This is a genomic window from Sphingobium sp. B10D7B, from assembly GCF_025961955.1.
Taxonomy (GTDB): domain Bacteria; phylum Pseudomonadota; class Alphaproteobacteria; order Sphingomonadales; family Sphingomonadaceae; genus Sphingobium.
This window is the reverse complement of sequence record NZ_JAOQOQ010000001.1, coordinates 3,154,632-3,171,482: the sequence shown is the minus strand read 5'-3', so window position 1 is coordinate 3,171,482 and position 16,851 is coordinate 3,154,632. Positions and strand designations below refer to the sequence as shown.

16 protein-coding genes are annotated in these 16,851 nt (G+C 66.5%); 8 read left to right on the top strand and 8 right to left on the bottom strand.

What is annotated here, in order from left to right; translation table 11 throughout:
* Nucleotide 1: 1 nt before the first annotated feature.
* The 6 genes from M2331_RS14820 (at nt 2) to M2331_RS14795 (ending at nt 8,432) form a co-directional block, all read left to right on the top strand.
* Nucleotides 2–1,756, top strand: coding sequence for an ATP-binding cassette domain-containing protein (locus M2331_RS14820; RefSeq protein WP_181560986.1), 1,755 nt, complete (start codon nt 2–4; stop codon nt 1,754–1,756).
* Nucleotides 1,753–2,937 (top strand): ABC transporter permease, encoded by a 1,185-nt coding sequence (locus M2331_RS14815; RefSeq protein WP_181560985.1) that lies wholly within the window; start codon nt 1,753–1,755, stop codon nt 2,935–2,937. The genes M2331_RS14820 and M2331_RS14815 overlap by 4 nt, the downstream gene beginning before the upstream one ends.
* Complete coding sequence (locus M2331_RS14810; RefSeq protein ID WP_181560984.1) at nt 2,937–4,049, top strand: ABC transporter permease; 1,113 nt, start codon at nt 2,937–2,939, stop codon at nt 4,047–4,049. The genes M2331_RS14815 and M2331_RS14810 overlap by 1 nt, the downstream gene beginning before the upstream one ends.
* Nucleotides 4,050–4,053: 4 nt before the next feature.
* Nucleotides 4,054–5,505, top strand: coding sequence for an efflux transporter outer membrane subunit (locus M2331_RS14805; protein WP_181560983.1), 1,452 nt, complete (start codon nt 4,054–4,056; stop codon nt 5,503–5,505).
* A gap of 426 nt (nt 5,506–5,931) precedes the next feature.
* Nucleotides 5,932–7,449 carry a chromosomal replication initiator protein DnaA gene (gene dnaA / locus M2331_RS14800; RefSeq protein ID WP_181560982.1) on the top strand — a complete coding sequence of 506 codons (1,518 nt, stop codon included), beginning with the start codon at nt 5,932–5,934 and terminating at the stop codon, nt 7,447–7,449.
* 380 nt (nt 7,450–7,829) lie between these two features.
* Entirely contained in the window at nt 7,830–8,432 is a 603-nt protein-coding gene (locus M2331_RS14795; RefSeq protein ID WP_181560981.1) for a murein L,D-transpeptidase catalytic domain family protein, read from the top strand.
* Nucleotides 8,433–8,465: 33 nt separating this feature from the next.
* Here M2331_RS14795 and M2331_RS14790 read toward each other — a convergent pair whose 3' ends face one another.
* The 3 genes from M2331_RS14790 to M2331_RS14780 are packed head-to-tail and all read right to left on the bottom strand — an operon-like array spanning nt 8,466 to nt 10,955.
* The gene (locus tag M2331_RS14790) at nt 8,466–9,662 is read right to left on the bottom strand and encodes a L,D-transpeptidase family protein (protein ID WP_181560980.1); all 1,197 of its coding nucleotides are present in this window, start codon (nt 9,660–9,662) and stop codon (nt 8,466–8,468) included.
* A 30-nt stretch (nt 9,663–9,692) separates the two neighbouring features.
* Nucleotides 9,693–10,667 carry a TauD/TfdA family dioxygenase gene (locus tag M2331_RS14785; RefSeq protein WP_181560979.1) on the bottom strand — a complete coding sequence of 325 codons (975 nt, stop codon included), beginning with the start codon at nt 10,665–10,667 and terminating at the stop codon, nt 9,693–9,695.
* A gap of 57 nt (nt 10,668–10,724) precedes the next feature.
* Nucleotides 10,725–10,955 (bottom strand): zinc-finger domain-containing protein, encoded by a 231-nt coding sequence (locus tag M2331_RS14780; RefSeq protein ID WP_181561563.1) that lies wholly within the window; start codon nt 10,953–10,955, stop codon nt 10,725–10,727.
* Between the two features lie 99 nt (nt 10,956–11,054).
* On the opposite strand from M2331_RS14780, the gene M2331_RS14775 reads away from it, so the two are divergent.
* Nucleotides 11,055–11,738 carry a hypothetical protein gene (locus M2331_RS14775; RefSeq protein WP_184117284.1) on the top strand — a complete coding sequence of 228 codons (684 nt, stop codon included), beginning with the start codon at nt 11,055–11,057 and terminating at the stop codon, nt 11,736–11,738.
* 108 nt (nt 11,739–11,846) lie between these two features.
* On the top strand, nt 11,847–13,448 hold the full coding sequence (locus tag M2331_RS14770; RefSeq protein WP_181560977.1) for an ABC-F family ATP-binding cassette domain-containing protein: 1,602 nt from the start codon (nt 11,847–11,849) through the stop codon (nt 13,446–13,448).
* A 15-nt stretch (nt 13,449–13,463) separates the two neighbouring features.
* On the opposite strand, the gene M2331_RS14765 is transcribed toward M2331_RS14770, so the two are convergent.
* The 5 genes from M2331_RS14765 to M2331_RS14745 all read right to left on the bottom strand — a co-directional run bounded on the left by M2331_RS14765 (nt 13,464) and on the right by M2331_RS14745 (nt 16,741).
* Nucleotides 13,464–13,796: a zf-TFIIB domain-containing protein gene (locus tag M2331_RS14765; protein WP_181560976.1), complete on the bottom strand. Its 333-nt coding sequence runs from the start codon at nt 13,794–13,796 to the stop codon at nt 13,464–13,466.
* A 333-nt stretch (nt 13,797–14,129) separates the two neighbouring features.
* On the bottom strand, nt 14,130–14,654 hold the full coding sequence (gene rpsI / locus M2331_RS14760; RefSeq protein ID WP_181560975.1) for a 30S ribosomal protein S9: 525 nt from the start codon (nt 14,652–14,654) through the stop codon (nt 14,130–14,132).
* Entirely contained in the window at nt 14,654–15,133 is a 480-nt protein-coding gene (gene rplM / locus M2331_RS14755) for a 50S ribosomal protein L13 (protein WP_181560974.1), read from the bottom strand. The genes rpsI and rplM overlap by 1 nt, the downstream gene beginning before the upstream one ends.
* Before the next feature lie 145 nt (nt 15,134–15,278).
* The gene (cutA, locus tag M2331_RS14750) at nt 15,279–15,611 is read right to left on the bottom strand and encodes a divalent-cation tolerance protein CutA (protein ID WP_181560973.1); all 333 of its coding nucleotides are present in this window, start codon (nt 15,609–15,611) and stop codon (nt 15,279–15,281) included.
* Nucleotides 15,608–16,741, bottom strand: coding sequence for a COX15/CtaA family protein (locus M2331_RS14745; RefSeq protein ID WP_181560972.1), 1,134 nt, complete (start codon nt 16,739–16,741; stop codon nt 15,608–15,610). Before M2331_RS14745 ends, cutA begins: the two co-directional genes overlap by 4 nt.
* Between the last annotated feature and the right edge of the window lie 110 nt (nt 16,742–16,851).

The window sequence follows — 16,851 nt, the reverse complement described above, 5'->3', positions numbered from 1 at the left end:
TATGACTGACCTCGCGCTAGGCGCTGGCGATAGCCAGCCGGTCGCGACGGCGACCGGGATCGTGAAAGCGTTCGGCGACACGCGCGCACTCGGCGGGGTCGATCTGGTGGTGGTGCCGGGCAAGGTCACCGGGCTGGTGGGGCCGGATGGCGCCGGCAAGACGACTTTGATTCGCGTGCTGGCCGGGTTGATGCGGGCGGATAAAGGCACCGTTTCCATTCTCGGCGCGCCGCCTGCCGACCGCCTCGATTCGATCGGCTACATGCCGCAGCGCTTCGGTCTCTATGAAGACCTGACCGTGCGCGAGAATCTCGTCCTCTATGCTGAAATGCGGGGTGTGCCGCGCGACGCGCAGGAGAGCGTCTTCAAACGCCTGCTCGAATTCACCGACCTTGCCCGCTTTCAGGCGCGCCCGGCCGGCAAGCTCTCGGGCGGCATGAAGCAGAAGCTGGGCCTGGCCTGTGCGCTGGTGAGCACGCCGCCATTGCTGCTGCTGGACGAGCCGGGCGTGGGCGTCGATCCGATCAGCCGCCGTGAGCTGTGGGCCATGGTTGCCGAGCTGACCAAGGAGGGCATCGGCGTGCTCTGGTCCACCGCCTATCTCGATGAGGCCGAGCTGTGCGACACGGTGTATCTGCTGAGCGAGGGACGGACGCTGTTCACGGGCCCGCCGGCCACCCTGACCGATGCGATCAGCGACCGCGTGATTCGGGTCACTGGTTTCGCCGAGCGCCGGCGGCAGGCGCTCACCCGCGCGCTCGACCGGCCGGACGTGATCGACGGCACCTTGCAGGGCCGCGCGATCCGCCTGCTCATCGGCGAGGGCCATCCGGTGCCGGATGCCGACGCGCTCGATATGGGGCCGGAAACGCAGGTGTCTCGGGCGCCTGCGCGCTTCGAGGACGGGTTCATCGAGCGGCTGGGGGGCGGGCCGGAGGGGACCAGCGCGCTGGCGGCGGCGTATCGCGAGATTCCCGCCAGCGACGCACCCGCCATTGAGGCCAGGGGGCTAACCAAAAGATTTGGCGACTTCACGGCGGCGCGCGATGTGAGCTTCACGGTTCCGCGTGGCAGGATTTTCGGCCTGCTGGGGCCAAATGGCGCCGGCAAATCGACCACGTTCAAGATGCTGTGTGGCCTGCTCACGCCGAGCGAGGGCAGCGGATCGGTCGCCGGGCACGATTTGCGCCGGGCAGCAGCACAAGCACGCGGATCGCTGGGCTATATGGCGCAGAAATTTTCGCTCTATGGCGATCTGTCGGTCGCGCAGAATCTCGACTTCTTCGCCGGGGCTTATGATCTGGCTGGCGCACAGGCGCGCGCGGCGATCGAGCGGGTGACGGACATTTTCGAGCTCGGCGGCAACCTCAAGCGCAATGCCGGGACGCTGCCGCTCGGCTTCAAGCAGCGCCTCGCTCTGGCCTGCGCGGTGATGCACGAGCCGCCGGTGCTGTTCCTCGATGAGCCGACATCCGGTGTCGATCCGGTGATGCGCCGCGAGTTCTGGACGCATATCAACGGACTCGTCCGGCGCGGCGTCACGGTACTGGTCACCACCCATTTCATGGACGAGGCCGAATATTGCGACGATGTGACGCTCATCTATCGCGCGCGGCAGATCGCCAGCGGTCCGCCCGATTCGCTCAAGGCCAAAGCCGGCGAACTGACCGGCAAGGATGATCCCACGATGGAGGATGCATTCATTGCCCTCATCGAGGCGTCCGACGCCCACCGGGAGGCGGAGTCCGCGGCATGAGCAGGACCGATCCCGACCCGACGCTGGCGCAGGTGGAGGCGAATGCCGGCGCCATAGCGGGCTCTTCGCGCCGCCGGCTGCTGGCGCTGATCGTCAAGGAATATGCCCAAATCCGGCGCGATCCTTCGACCTTCCTCATCGCCTTTGCGATGCCGCTGCTGCTGCTCTTCCTCTTCGGCTATGCGATTTCCCTCGATCCGCGCGACACCAAGATCGCTTTGGTCGTGCAGGATGACAGCGCGCCGGCCGCGCGGCTGGCGCAGGCCTATGCCCATTCGCCCTATTTTCAGGTCACCCCGCTCAATGCCGTGCTGCCCGCCCGCGCGCTGATGCAGCAGGGGGCGATTCGCGGCTTCGTCGTCATTCCGCCCGATTTCGGCCGGGCCATGGCGCACGGGACACCGCAACCAATCCAGATAGTCACCGATGGCACCCAGCCCAATCAGGCGAACTTCGTCGCCAGTTACGCCGAGGGGGTGCGCCAGACATGGATGGCCGACGAGCTGGGAATGCGGCTCGGGCGCGGGGCTGCGCCGCCCATCGATGTCTCTCAGCGCATGTGGTTCAATCCGGGCCTGCAGAGCCGCTACTTCCTCGTACCCGGCGCCATCGCCATCGTGATGACGATGATCGGGACGCTGCTCACCGCGCTGGTCGTCGCGCGTGAATGGGAGCGGGGCACCATGGAGGCGCTGCTGGCCACGCCGATGCGGATGACCGAGTTCATTCTCTCCAAGGTGCTGCCCTATTTCCTGCTCGGCATGGTCTCCATGGCGCTGTGTACAGTGATTGCCGTGACCGCCTTCGGGCTGCCCTTCCACGGGTCGATCTTTGCGCTGTTCGCCATCGCTGCCGCCTTTCTGCTGCCGGCGCTTGGGCTGGGGCTGTTCATCTCGGCAACGACGCGCAACCAGTTCGTGGCGAGTCAGGTGGCGTTGCTCGCCTCCTTCCTGCCGACCTTCCTGCTCTCCGGCTTCATCTTCGAGATCGGATCGATGCCTTGGCCGATCCAGGCGCTGACCTATGCCGTGCCGGCGCGCTACCTCATTCCCGCGCTCCAAACCGTGTTCATGGCCGGCGACATCTGGGCGATCATCCTGCCCAACATCCTCATCATGCTGGGCTTTGGCCTCCTGTTCTTCATCCTGTGCTTCCGCGCCACGCGGCGGAGCCTTGACTGATGGCCGCCCGGTTCACCCGCCTGCGCGCGATGATCGTCAAGGAGATCTGGGCGCTGCTGCGCGATCCCAAGTCGCGCATCGTGCTTGTGCTGCCGCCGCTGATTCAGTTGCTGATCTTCACCTTCGCCACCACGCTGGACGTCAAGAATGTCGACATCGGCCTCGTCGATCGTTCCGGCGGCGCCCATGCGCAGGAATTGCTCCAGCGCATCGAGGGCAGTCCGCGCTTTCGGGCCGTCATCGTGCTGCCCTCCATGGCGGCGATGGAAGAGGCGATCGACGAGCAAAAGGTGCTGGCTGCGCTCGTCATTCAGGAGGATTTCGACCAGCGCCTTGCGCGTGGGCAGAGCGCCACGCTGGGCCTGGTGCTGGATGGCCGCCGGTCCAATGCTGCGCAGATCGTCGCGGGCTATGTGAGCCAGATCGCGGCGGGCTATGGGGCGGACCTGGCGCCGATCAGCGCGCGCATGGCCGGCGGCAGCGCGGTGACGCATTGGTACAATCCCAGCCTCGATTATATGTGGTTCACCCTGCCGGGGCTGGTGGCGCTGATCATCTCCATCGCCGGCATTGCCATCACCTCGCAGGCGGTGGCGCGCGAGCGGGAACTTGGGACGTTCGATCAGCTGATGGTCTCGCCCATGCGGGTGCATGAGATTCTCATCGGCATGATGGTGCCGCCGCTCTTGGTCGGCATGGTCAATGGCGTGTTGTTTCTGGTGGTGGCGCAGGTGGCGTTCGGGGTGCCTTTCACCGGCTCCTTCCTGCTCTTCCTCATCGCGATGCTGTTCTACCAGCTTGCCCTCATCGGCCTGGGTCTGCTCGTTTCGGCCATGTCGATGACGCAGCAGCAGGCGTTTCTCGGCTCCTTCATCGTCACCGTGCCGCTCATCCTGCTCTCCGGCTATGCCGCGCCGATCGAGAATATGCCGGACTGGTTGCAGATCATTACGCACGCCGATCCGGTCCGCTATTTCCTCATCATCGTGCAGGGCCTGTTCTTGAAGGCCATGCCCGCCGCCGTCGTTTTTCATCAGCTCTGGCCGCTTGGCATCATAGCCCTCGTCTCTCTGAGTGCGGCGGCCTGGCTGTTCCGTGCCCGAATGGAGTGAAGCCATGCGTGTTACCCCTCTCCCTCCGCTCGCCGGCGCTGCGCTGGCACCGCTGCTGCTCTCCGCCTGTGCGCTCGGTCCCGCCTATGCGCCGCCGCAGACCCAACTGGCGGATCGCTGGCTGGGCGAGGCTGGGACAGGCGCCGTGAAGGCCGAGCGGTGGTGGGAGCAGTTGCACGATCCCATGCTCAACGGACTGGTCGAGCAAATGCTGGCCGGCAATCCCGATCTGCGCGAGGCACAGGCGCGGGTCGCGGAGGCGCGGGCGAATCGCGACGCCGTGCGCGGCGGGCGCCTGCCGCAGGTAACAACGAGCGCGAGCGGCAATCAGGTTGTGCTGAGCGAGAATGGCCAGATGCCGGTGGGCCAGATTCCCGGTTTCGCGCGGGACTTCCCGCTGTTCGATGTCGGCTTCGACGCCAGTTGGGAACTTGATCTGTGGGGCAGGCAGGCGCGCCAGAGTGAGGCCGCGCAGGCGCGTAGCGAGGCGGCGGCGCTCTCGGCGCAAGCGGCGCGGATGCAGCTCATCGCGGAGCTGGCCCGGGCCTATGTCGGTCTGCGGCAGGCGCAGGCGGATCTTGCGGTCGGGCAGGAGATGCTTGCCGCGCGCACGCAGCTCGCCGATCTGGCAGGGCTGCTGGAGCGTGCTGGCGAAGCCAATGCCATCGATGCCGGCCGCGCGCGGGGCGAGGCCGAGACTGCCCGGCTGGCGGTGACGCAGGCGCAGGCCGGCGTGCGGAGCGCGGCCGTGCAGGTAGCGCTGCTGGTCGGCAAGGAACCCGCCGCGCTGGTCCCGCAACTGGAGCGGCCGGGCGCCATTCCTGCGCCGCCGCCGGCCATTGCGGCGGGCCTGCCCTCCGAGCTGTTGCGGCGTCGGCCGGATATTCTCGGCGCCGAGCGGGAGCTGGCGGCAGCCACGGCCGACATCGGCGCGGCGCGGGCCGATCTGTTCCCGCGCCTGTCGCTCAGCCTGGCTGTCGGCCAGCAGGCCCGCGCGATCGGCGATCTGGTGAGCGGGGACAGCACCCGGCTGCAGGGCGGGGGCGGCCTGTTCTGGCCGCTGTTTAACGGCGGGCGGGCGCGGGCGATGGTGCGTGCGGCCGATGCGCGCGCGCAGGCAGCGGCGGCCCGCTATGATGGCGCCGTGGTCGGCGCGCTGGCGGACAGTGAAGACGCGATCAATCGATTCGACCGCAGCGTGGAGGGTCTCACCGCTGCACGCGAGACGCTGGCGCGGGAAGAGGCTGCCTATGCGCTGGTGTCCCGCCGCCAGGCCGCTGGCGAGGACGACCGGCTCGCCCTGGCGCGGGCCGCTCTGGTGCGCCAGTCCGCGATGCAGCAGCTGAACCGCGCGCAGGCGGGGGCGGTGCAGGCTGCGATTGCACTCCACAAGGCATTGGGCGGTGGCTGGACGTCCGAGTCGCAGGCCTCGATGGAACCCGACGGAGCGCGCTGAGCGAGCCGTATGAGAACAAGAAGAGGACAAGCGCAAATGGTGTCCGAACGGTTAAACTTTCGGGGCGCAGGAGCGCCGTGACCTGATCTTCGGAATCCCAACGATTCGCAGCGGGCGCAGCAAATTCCGGCCTCTCAAGGCTGGAAAAATGTGTTAAATATCAGTTGGTTATCTGTTTAACCGTCCTTCCGGTCGGGATTCCGTGGTCAAGCATTTTATTTCAGATTTTTGACAGAGGGCGTGCTTGATCGGGGGGGCGAGCACTGCCACAACTTGCCCTCGGCGGGGCTCGAATCGTAGCCACGTCATACAGCGGTCTGAGTTGAACACTGGACGTGGGAGGGGCACTCCCGCGAGGGATTTTCGCGTCCAGCGTCTGACAGCAGATCACCTGCGAGGAGTAGGACGATCGGGGATCGGGAAGACATGGGGCAACACGTGAATCAGCAACATTTCAGCAGCGTTGCCGACGGCATCGGGCCAGCCGACATCGGCGAGCAGCCCGAGCGCGAGGCGCTGGAACAGGCATGGACGGAGATCCGCGCGGGGCTGCGCAGGGCCGTCGGGGTTCGCCTGTTCGATCAATGGATTCGGCCGTTGCGGCTGGGCAGCTTCTGCGCCCAGTCCGGCACGCTCGATATCGAGGCGCCGTCGGAATTCGCGGCGAGCTATGTTTCCAGCAATTTCGCCACCCGTATTGCTCTGGCCTGGCGCACGACGCCCGTCGGCGTGCATGACCTGCGCATCGTCCGCGCCAGCGAGGCGCCTGAAACGGTGCCGGTCACCCCGCGCGGCTTCCGCCCACAGGAGAGCACGGCGCGTCCGGGCCAGTCGGCGCGGGCGCTTGCGTCCTCGCAGGACGCATCGAGCAACCGCGAGTCGGCGGGGCGGCGCGCTGCGCACCGCTTCGAGCCGCGTCACGATTTCGCCGGCTTCATGACGGACGAGAGCAATGTGCTGGCGGCGTCGGCTGCCAAGGCCATGGCCGGCGCGACCCGCCCGGCCTTCAATCCGCTGTTCATCCACGGCCCGACCGGCTTTGGCAAAACCCACCTGCTCCACGCCATTGCGCAGGCCTATGGCGAGACGCTTGGCGGCAGCACCGGTGCGCCGCCGAGGGAGGGGGCGATCCTCTATATGTCGGCCGAGCGGTTCATGAACGAGTTCGTGGCCGCGATTCGCGCCAACGACACCTTCTCGTTCAAGGCCCGGCTGCGCGAAGCACGGATGCTGCTGATCGACGACATCCAGTTCATCGCCGGCAAGGGGCCGACGCAGGAGGAATTCCTCCACACGCTCAACGATCTCATCGATGCCGGTGCGCGGATCGCGATCGCCGCCGATCGGCCGCCCCAGCAGCTTGGCTCGGTCGATCCGCGCATCCTGTCCCGCCTCGCCGGCGGGCTGGTCGCCGACATCCAGCCTGCAGGCCTCGAGCTGCGCATGAAAATTCTGGAAGCGCGTCGCGAAGCAGTGGCGGACATTGCGGTGCCGGACGACGTCATCGCCCTGCTCGCCGGGGCCATCCGCACCAGCATTCGGGAGCTGGAGGGCGCCTTTAATAAGCTGGTGGCTTATGCCCAGCTCGTCGACAAGGCGATCACCACCGAACTGGCACAGTCGATGTTGGCCGAATCGCTGCGAGCCAGCCACCGGCGCATCACCATCGACGAGATCCAGAAGCTGTGCGCGGCTCATTACCGGATCGACCAGTCCGAAATGCGCTCACAGCGTCGCGCCCGTGCGGTTGCACGTCCGCGTCAGGTGGCGATGTATCTGGCCAAGAAGCTCACGCCGCGCTCGCTGCCGGAAATCGGCCGCGTGTTCGGTGGACGGGACCACAGCACGGTGATCCACGCCGTGAAGACCATCGAGGCGATGCGTCTCGATAATCCCGAGATGGATGCGGATATCCGCACGCTGCAGAAGCAGCTCGAGGGATGAAGGGGTGAAGAGGCGGGCTGGGTGCGGTGTGCATCCGGACCGGCAGGCGGCGCGCCGCTGCCACCCGAGATAATCATGTCCCGCCTCGGCCAGCTTGAGATGATCACCTGCTCTCCACCCAACCAACTACGTGCTCCTGCGAAGGCAGGAGCCCAGGGCGGTTTAGGCGGTCCCGCGTACCCTAGGCTCCTGCTTTCGCAGGAGCACAGGTTGGTCAGATCCGGGGTTTTCTTCCCCAACGTGCGGCCATCGAAAGGCACGATGCACCGCACGGGACTTGGCAAATGAGGGCTCTTCCCCTATTTTCCGATCTATCGAAGCCTCCGGGGGGACGGGATGCGGGGCGCGTTGCAATCATCGATTGATCGAAAAGAGCCGTCATGTCCGTTGTGCATCGCCGTCAGTTTCTTACGCTCGCTGGAGCCGCCGCATCGGCTGCTCTGGTGCCTGCCAGTGTGCGCGCCGCCGTGCGCACGCCGCCGCAATGGGCCAAGCTCGTTGCCAAGGCGGAAGCGGCCATGGACCAGTATAGCGTCAAGTTGCGCGACCGGTTCGTCGTCGTGGACTTCTCGCTGCCCTCGGCCGCCGCGCGGATGTTGCTGGTCGATCGCGAGAGCGGCCTCCACCGGCTGCTGACCGTCGCGCACGGGCGTGGGTCCGATCCGGCGCATAGCGGCTTCCTGCACAGCTTCAGCAATGCGCCCGGCTCCAACGCCAGCTCGCGCGGGGCCTATCTCACCGGCGCTCATTATACTGGCCAGCATGGACGCTCGCAGCGGCTGATCGGGCTGGAGACGAGCAACGACAATGCCGAATCGCGCGCCATCGTGATTCACGGCGCCTGGTACAGCAATGACGACATGGTGAAGCGCCTCGGCAAGCTGGGGCGCAGCGAGGGCTGCTTTGCCGTGAGCGAAACGCAGATCAACCCTCTGCTCGACTGGCTCGGCCCCGGACGGATGCTCTACGCCGACAAGGTGTAAGGCGCCGCCACTGACGAGCGTGTTACGGGGCGCCTAGCCAGCCAGACATCCCATGCTGGAGAGTTGCCGGGTCGCGGCGAGGTTGCCGGCGCCGAGGGCTGCGGCAATGTCGCCATCCAGCCCGTAGACATCATCGAACCTGTTGAGCCGGCCTTTCGCATCGGCACGCGCGGTCATGTAGACGATGTAGACCGGAATCGGTGCGGACAGCTTGGCCGTCACGGGGGTGCCGGCGGCGACTGCAGCGTCGATCCGCGCTCGCGTCCAGTCCGTACCGGTGAGCATCGCCACGGCGAGGTCGAACGGTTGGTCCGTGCGCACACAGCCGTGGCTGAAGGTGCGCTCTTCCTTCTCGAACAGGCTCTTGCTCGGCGTATCGTGCAGGAAGATGGCGAGCGGATTGGGCATGTCGATCTTCATCTGCCCGAGTGCATTGCCGGGGCCTGGTTGCTGCACGACCTGCAGGCTGCCGCCCTGCTGGGTCCAGCTATAGCCCCGCGCGCGGGCCGTGGCCGGGCGCGTGCGGATCAACGCGCCGACGCTCTCGCGCACGATCGACTGTGGCACGGTCCACGTCGGGTTGAGGATGACCCCTGTAGCGGTGGTGGCGAATTGGGGCGTCGGCGTGCCGGGTTTGCCCACGATGACCCGGTGGGTGGCCAGCACGGCGCCGCGATCGACCAATTGCGCCACATATTCCGGCACGTTCACGATCAGGTAGCGCGGCCCCATGTCGCGGGGCAGCCAGCGCCAGCGTTCGAGATTGGCGCGCAGCCGGGCGCGGTCCGCCACGGCATCGGCCGGCAGACTCAGCAGCGCGGCCCGAAGCCTGCGATAATCGGCATGGGCAGGGGCCAGCCGGTCCAGCTCGGCAGCGATATCGCCGCTGCTCAGCGCGCGGTCGATCAGGGCGAGCACCGCGTCCGGGCTGAGATTGGGGGTGCGGAAATAGGAGAGGCGGCGCTGATCGACAGGCACCCGGCCATTGGCGAGGTCGCGGGCTATCAAGGCAAAGCTGCGCGTCGCGGCGATGTCCAGGCCGCGCTGGTCTCCAGCGCCAAGGGCAGTGCTGAGCCGGTCCAGCTCATAATCGCGCGGATCGAGGCCGTGCGAGTCGATCTTTCGGCCATAATCGAGCAGCGTGGTTGCCGCGGGGCGGGACCAGGGCGTGCTGGCATCCGCCGGCATCGCGATGAGAAAACATAGAAGAGCGAGCAGGATACGAGGCATGGGCCGTCCTCCCAAGATGATCGGTCCCTCCTAGGCCGGCACCGCAACCCCGCCATGATATGCATCAATCTCCGCCGTCAGGCTGCGCATGGCGGGATGAATCGGCCGTCCGTCCGGGATGTTCAGCCACAAGCGCAGCAGCAGGCGGCGCGCATCGGGCGTGTCATGGAATTGTTGGCGCGAGTGCAGCACGAGGAAATTGTGCCAGAAGAACATCTCGCCGGGCTGCAGCACAAAATCGGCGCGGACATCGGGCCGCAGCGCGATCTCGTCGAACAGGGCGAGCGCCTCGCGGAACGCAGCCGGCAGCTTCTCCGGCTCGCGGCCATGGCGCAGGAACACGCGGTTGTTGAACCCGCTGGTCTTGCCAACCAGTGTCCAGAAGAAGGGCAGCGCCTCTTCATGAGGCTGCTGCCGCTGGGGCCAGTCGATATAATGGCCCTCGTAGAGACGGGCGAGAAGATCGGGTCGCTCGCGGGCCATGATGTTATGGATGGCGAGCAGGCTGACAGCACCACTCTCGCCGCCCTGCGCCGAGGCACGAAGGCCGTAGAGCGAGAGGACTTCGTGAAAATCGGTATGGGAGCGCAGTTCCAGATCGGACGTGTAGCCGCGCGGCGGCCCGCCCTCTTCCTTCTGGACATGGGCGATATGGTCGCCTCGTGGGCTTTGCACGACGCCGGTGCCGATATGGGTGCCAAGCCCCCAATAGAGCCGCTCATGATCTGCCAGATCATAACGGCCCGCATCGATCCCGGAGAGGATGACCGCGCCGCAGCCATGGAAAAGCTGCCAGCGCGCTGCCTTCATCAGCGCGTCGATTTCAGGGCAGGAGAAATCCTCGCGCCGGAGGTCATGCGCGACTCGGCCGCGCACGCGGAGCACGGCGCGATCGATAGCGTCGCGTTGCGCAGGGGAAAGCCGATGGGTGAAGCCTTCGCGTCCACCGATTTCGGCACTGGTCCAGACAGCGGGATCGTCGACCGGCACGGGATGCAATGGCATGGGCGGTCGATCCTCTCCGTTGATGGCCCGGTCTTCGCCGGTTGGGTCGTCAGCCGTTCAGAGGCTGGCGCCGGACGAAATGTCTGGCTTGTTCACGATGTCCGGGGTGTCGGCCGGGCCGCCGGCAAGGACGAAGCGCCGGTCGCAATAGCCGCAGTCGACATAGCCATGCTCGTCGATCTCCAGGAATATGCGCGGATGCCCCAGCGCAGCGGGGATGCCGTGGCCCGAGCCATCGCAGGAGACTCGGCGAGCATGAACGTGAATGATTTCAGGCGGCGTGTGCATGAGGTTGGCGGTTAGCACCCCCGCCGCCAGCGGGCAATATGGAGGATGCTGTTGATCCCGCGCAAAGCCCGGCGACGATGGCTAACCTATCCTGTGCACATGTTGAAAGACGAGCGGCAGACGATGGGCAACCCATCAGAGCAACAGGACCGCGCGATCGCCGCACGGCTCGCTTATGCCGCTGCACTGGCCTGCGCGTCGCTCGCCCTTGCCTATGTCTGTGGGCAACTCCTCGAATGGCTTGGCCTACTGGGCTCTGCCGGCGGCCCGAATGCTGCCAGCGCCCCGCGCGGGCTGGCGCTGCTGCTCACCCCGTCGCTGCTGCTCGGCCCAGCCTTCGTGATCCTCATGGCCGCCCTGCATCGGCTCGCGCCGCCGGGGCGTCGGGCCTTCAGTCAAAGCGCGTTTGGCTTCGCGATCATGTATGCCACGCTCACGGGCCTCGTCTATTTCGTTCAGCTCACCTTCGTCGCGCCGAGACTCGCCAGCGGCGATACGGCAGGCATCGAGCCTTTTCTCTTCCTGCCCTATCGTAGCTTCCTCTTCGCGGTGGATCTGCTGGGCTACGCTCTGATGAGTCTCGCTTCCCTGCTGGCTGCCTTCGCGCTTCCCGCCGGGCGGGGCGGTCGCGCGGCTCATGCAGCCCTGCTCGCCAACGGCCTCCTGATGCCGGCGCTGGCGCTGCAGATGTTCTGGCCGTGGCTGATCTGGGTGGGCACCTTGTGGGCGCTCAGCTTTCCCGCCGCGATGCTTCTCGTCGCGCGCTTGGTGCGGCGGATTTGATTCCGCGCACGATCGCGCTTACATCGCCCCTTCAACGCCAGCAGGAGCACATCATCATGGACAAGGCACCGGACATCCGCCCGATTGTTCCTTCGTCACAGGTGTTCCATGCCCGGCCCAAATCCCGCTCTTTTCACCCTCGATCACGTCACGCTCGCCCGGCCTGACGGGACGGCGCTTTTCTCTGACCTGACTCTGGCCATCGGGCGGGAGCGGGTCGGCCTTGTCGGGCGCAACGGCGCCGGCAAGTCGAGCCTGCTCGCCATGATCGCCGAGGGCGGCGCGCCACAGGCGGGGACGATCCACCGGACCGGGCGCATCGGCACCTTGCGGCAGATCCAGCCGGATGCTGGCAGCGTTGCACATGCGCTCGGCTTGCCCGATGCGCTGGAGAGACTCGCGCGCCTGGACGCGGGCGAAGGATCGCTGGAGGATGCAGCGGAGGCGGACTGGACTCTGCCCGAGCGCCTTGAGCGAGCGCTGGCCGATGTCGGGTTGACCGGCACCGGCCTTGATCGCGATTGCGCGACGCTGTCGGGCGGGGAACGCACCCGCGTCGGGCTGGCGGCGATGCTGCTTGCCGAGCCCGAACTGCTGCTGCTCGATGAACCCACCAACAATCTCGACGACGCCGGCCGGGCCGCGGTGGGGGAGTTGCTGGCCTGCTGGCCGGGCGGCGCACTCGTCGCCAGCCATGATCGCGCGCTGCTGGAAGGCATGGACCGGATCGTCCAGCTCTCGCCGGTCGGGGCCTTCAGCGTCGGCGGGGGTTGGAGCGCCTTTGTGGCGAGTCGTGACGCGATGCGCGCACGGGCCGAGGACGAGCTGGATCGCAGCCAGCGCACACTCGCCCGGCAGCAGCGGGATGCCCAGGCTCAGGCCGAGCGAAAGGCCCGGCGGGACAAGGCCGGGCGCACTGCCCGGGCGCGGGGGGATCAGCCGCGCATTCTGCTCGGCAAGCGGGCGGAGCAAGCCGAGCAAAGCGGGGCGCGCGAGCGTCATCAGGCTGAGCGCCAGATCGACGCGGCAAGCGAGTCGCTGGAGGCTGCCCGCGCGCAAGTTGAGGTTCTGATGCCGCTGGAAATTCGTCTGCCAGCGGCCCGTCTCCCGCATAATCGCACGGTGTTGCGGTTTGAGGATGTGGTGCTGGCACGGGGCGGGCGCCGGCTGTTCGGCCCGCTGTCCTTTGCTATGACCGGGCCGGAGCGCGTCGCGATCACGGGCCCGAACGGCAGTGGCAAGACCAGCCTTCTGGCCCTGGCGGTCGGCCTGGCCGAGCCGAGCGCGGGGACCATCCATCGCGGGCCGGGCCGGATCGCGCTGCTCGACCAGCATGCCGACCTTCTGAGGCCCGGCCAGACCCTGCAAGCAGCGATGCTGGCCGCGCATCCCGGTATGACCCCGCACATGGCGCATGAGGCGCTGGCTCGCTTCGCCTTCCGCAACCGCGATGCCCTGAAGGATGTCGCGGTGCTGAGCGGCGGCGAGCGGCTGCGCGCCGCCCTGTGCGTGATCACAAGCGGGCCGGTGCCGCCGCAGCTCCTAATCCTCGATGAGCCGACCAATCATCTCGACATCGAGAGCATCGAGCTCCTTGAGCAGGCGCTCGCCGACTATGACGGCGCCTTGCTCGTCGTGAGCCACGATGCCGCGTTTCTGGACCGGATCGGCATCGAGCGGCGGCTGAAGCTGGGCGTGGACGGCTTGTGAGAGCTAAACCCTCGATCAGTCGAACAGCTCTTCGAGGAACGACTTCTTCCGCTTGGGATAGCCTTTATGCGAGCGGTAGCCGTCATCCCGATAGCCCTGCTCGCGATATCGCTCGTCGCGGTACGGCTGCTGGATCTGAGGTTGGGGCGGATAAGGCTCGGCGCGGGTCTGCGGCGGGGCGGCAGGCGCCAATTCGGCACTGGCGCGCTCGATAATCTTGTCCAGCTCGCCCCGGTCCAGCCACACGCCACGGCATTGGGGGCAATAATCGATTTCGACGCCTTGGCGCTCGCTCATCACGAGCGGCACGTGGCAAACCGGGCAGGGCATGGATTGGGCTGATGTCATGAAAAACCTCCGATGGAACGATTGTCGATCGGGTGGCTGATGCAGGTGTTCAATAAGTCTGGACCCGGCACCGAGCGCACTCGATGCGGTCCGACATCACGATCCATAGGGGATCGCCAGAGGGGCCCGGCCCGCAGACCCAAAGTAGGTGAGCCCTGTCGTAGGTCAAGCCTTCGCGCGTGAAGCTATGCGCGCTGCGCCCATAATGCGCCTAAAAGAAAAGGGCCGCCCTGAAGAGCAGCCCTTGTTCCGGTCCCGGACGGGATATTCTGAACCTTCTGCGCGTCCGCGGAGCCGGACCATGGTCTGCTCCGCGAAACGACGTCGACGTTCTTAGCGCTTCGAGAACTGGAAGCTGCGGCGAGCCTTGGCGCGGCCGTACTTCTTGCGCTCGACGACGCGCGGATCGCGCGTGAGGAAGCCTTCTGCCTTCACGGCGGCGCGCAGCGTGGGCTCATACTTGCTGAGCGCCTGCGCGATGCCATGCTTCACGGCGCCGGCCTGACCGGAGAGACCGCCACCCTTCACGGTGCAGATCACGTCATACTGGCCGGTGCGGTCGGTGACCGTGAAGGGCTGGTTGATGACGAGACGCAGCGTGGGACGTGCGAAATAGGTTTCCTGATCGCGGCCGTTGACCGTGATCTTGCCGGTGCCGGGCTTCACCCACACGCGGGCGACGGCATCCTTACGACGGCCGGTGGCGTAGGCGCGGCCCTGCTTGTCCAGCTCCTGCTGGCGCAGCGGCGCGTTCGACACCTTCACCGGTGCCTGCACGGCGTCGGTGGGGGCGGGCGCATCGGCGTTACCCTGGGTGAGGTCCTGCAGATCGGACAGCGAGTTGACGGTATCGGACATCAGGCACCAACCTTGTTCTTGCGGTTCATCGCCGCAACATCGAGCACTTCGGGGTTCTGGGCTTCATGCGGATGTTCGCTGCCCGCGAAGACGCGCAGGTTGCGCATCTGCTGACGACCGAGGGGACCGCGCGGAATCATGCGCTCCACGGCCTTCTCCAGCACGCGCTCGGGGAAACGACCCTCGAGCACCTTCTGCGGAGAGGTCTCCTTGATGCCGCCGGCATAGCCGGTGTGCTTGTAATAGCGCTTGTCGGTCAGCTTGTTGCCGGTGAACTTCACCTTGTCGGCATTGATCACGATGACATTGTCACCGCAGTCGACATGGGGGGTGAAGCTGGGCTTGTGCTTGCCGCGCAGGATGTTCGCGATGATGCTCGCGACGCGACCGACGACGAGACCCTCGGCGTCGATCAGCAACCATTTCTTCTCGACCGTGGCCGGGGTTGCCGGCTTGGTGGTCTTCATGAGCGCCTTCATGGCCTCTTGCCTCCAGGAATGAGTATCCAGAAAATAACAACAGCGGCGCCCCGGAAAAGGCACCGCCCGCGCGGCCCCAATGGCGATGAGGGGGCGGAGAGTCAAGAAAAAGCACGCCCTTGCTGACGGGTATCAGGATACCCTATCAGTCCGGACGGGCGTCAGGCCGGGTTTTTTCGTGCACCCAGGTGGCATAGGCCGCAGTGGTGTGCGCGGGCCAGGTGAGGATCGCGGGGAGATCATAGGCATGGGCCTGCGCAATGGCGGTCATGAGCGCCGCGCAGCGGTCCGGCGCGGTCTTGAACAGCACCACGGTTTCGGCGCTCTGCTCGATGACGCCATCCCACGGATAGATCGAGCAGCCTTCGCCGAGCACATTGGCGCAGGCGGCCAGCTGCTCTTGCACCATCTGGCGGCCCGCCGCTTCAGCCTCGGCGCGCGAACCATAAGGCACGTAGACCAGAGCGATCTCGCTCATGCGCGTGCAGGCGTGAGATCCGATTCGCGATCCCGCTGGCCGATCCGATGCGCGCCGGCGACCGCGATGGCGAGGAGCAGCGCGCCGGTGACCTGATGCGTGACGGCAATGTGCAGCGACACGCCGGTCAGCACAGTGCCGATGCCGAGCATCACCTGCACCAGCGTGGCGCCGGTCAGCGCATAAGAGAGGCGGAGCGCGCCCTGGGCATGAAGCCGCCCGGCCATCCACAGCATGGCGCCCGCCGCGACCATGGCCCACCAGCGATGGAGGAAGTGGACGAGGAACGGGTCGCTGGTCAGCGTCATCCACAGCGACCCCCACCACGCGATGCCGTCCGGCACGAAGCGGTCGTTCATCATCGGCCATGTGTTGGAGACATAGCCGGCGCGTAGGCCGGCGGTGAGCGCACCGAGCAGCAACTGGACGAAGAGGATGAGCACGGGAATGGTGCCCGCCCATGTCGGCACGGCCCGTCGCGGCGCGAGGCTGGCCGGAGTGGTGGCGCTAACCGGATTGGCGGCATCATGTCGGGCCAGCCGGAGGAAGTCGCAAGCCGTCCACACCACGGCGCCGAGCAGGATCAGCGCCATGCCCAGATGCGCGGCGAGCATCGCCGGCTGCACGTTCACCCGGTCGACAAGGCCGCTCTTCACCATCAGCCAGCCGACGGCCCCCTGGGCGCCGCCCAGCGCCAGCAGCACCAGCAAGCGGACACCGAAGCCGCGCGGCACGGCGCGACGCAGCGCGAACCAGGCCAGTGGCACGGCATAGGCAAGGCCGATGATGCGGCCGACCAGCCGGTGGAAATATTCCCAGAAATAGATGTGCTTGAACGCTTCGAGTGTCATGCCCTTGTTCATCAGCGCATATTGTGAGCTGGTGCGATACTGGTCGAACTCTTGCTGCCACTGTGCCTCGTTCATGGGCGGCAGGGTGCCGGTCACCGGCTTCCACTCGGTGATGGAGAGGCCCGACTCGGTCAGGCGGGTGATGCCACCCACCGCCACCATGAAGAGAATCAGGCCCGCGACGACGAACAGCCAGCGTGCCAGCGTGGCGGGACGGCCAAGATGGCGCCCGCTGACCGCGGGCGCACCGGGCGAGGACGAGTGCGCAAGTTCAGCCATCCGGTCCCCATGCGCCGCGGGATCGGCGGAAGCAAGCCCCCAGCATAAAGGGCTCACCCGGAGGCAAAGGATATGTTGTATCTTCCCGCGAGGGGGCGTATGGCCCTTGC

Excerpts from the sequence above, each read along its gene's own strand:
- M2331_RS14770 (WP_181560977.1), top strand. The coding sequence starts at position 11,847 with ATGCCCGGCCCAAATCCCGCTCTTTTCACCCTCGATCACGTCACGCTC.
- M2331_RS14810 (WP_181560984.1), top strand. The coding sequence starts at position 2,937 with ATGGCCGCCCGGTTCACCCGCCTGCGCGCGATGATCGTCAAGGAGATC.
- M2331_RS14765 (WP_181560976.1), bottom strand. The coding sequence starts at position 13,796 with ATGACATCAGCCCAATCCATGCCCTGCCCGGTTTGCCACGTGCCGCTC.
- M2331_RS14795 (WP_181560981.1), top strand. The coding sequence starts at position 7,830 with ATGTCCGTTGTGCATCGCCGTCAGTTTCTTACGCTCGCTGGAGCCGCC.
- rpsI (WP_181560975.1), bottom strand. The coding sequence starts at position 14,654 with ATGTCCGATACCGTCAACTCGCTGTCCGATCTGCAGGACCTCACCCAG.
- M2331_RS14790 (WP_181560980.1), bottom strand. The coding sequence starts at position 9,662 with ATGCCTCGTATCCTGCTCGCTCTTCTATGTTTTCTCATCGCGATGCCG.
- M2331_RS14780 (WP_181561563.1), bottom strand. The coding sequence starts at position 10,955 with ATGCACACGCCGCCTGAAATCATTCACGTTCATGCTCGCCGAGTCTCC.
- M2331_RS14775 (WP_184117284.1), top strand. The coding sequence starts at position 11,055 with ATGTTGAAAGACGAGCGGCAGACGATGGGCAACCCATCAGAGCAACAG.
- M2331_RS14805 (WP_181560983.1), top strand. The coding sequence starts at position 4,054 with ATGCGTGTTACCCCTCTCCCTCCGCTCGCCGGCGCTGCGCTGGCACCG.
- cutA (WP_181560973.1), bottom strand. The coding sequence starts at position 15,611 with ATGAGCGAGATCGCTCTGGTCTACGTGCCTTATGGTTCGCGCGCCGAG.
- rplM (WP_181560974.1), bottom strand. The coding sequence starts at position 15,133 with ATGAAGGCGCTCATGAAGACCACCAAGCCGGCAACCCCGGCCACGGTC.
- M2331_RS14745 (WP_181560972.1), bottom strand. The coding sequence starts at position 16,741 with ATGGCTGAACTTGCGCACTCGTCCTCGCCCGGTGCGCCCGCGGTCAGC.
- M2331_RS14785 (WP_181560979.1), bottom strand. The coding sequence starts at position 10,667 with ATGCCATTGCATCCCGTGCCGGTCGACGATCCCGCTGTCTGGACCAGT.
- dnaA (WP_181560982.1), top strand. The coding sequence starts at position 5,932 with ATGGGGCAACACGTGAATCAGCAACATTTCAGCAGCGTTGCCGACGGC.
- M2331_RS14820 (WP_181560986.1), top strand. The coding sequence starts at position 2 with ATGACTGACCTCGCGCTAGGCGCTGGCGATAGCCAGCCGGTCGCGACG.
- M2331_RS14815 (WP_181560985.1), top strand. The coding sequence starts at position 1,753 with ATGAGCAGGACCGATCCCGACCCGACGCTGGCGCAGGTGGAGGCGAAT.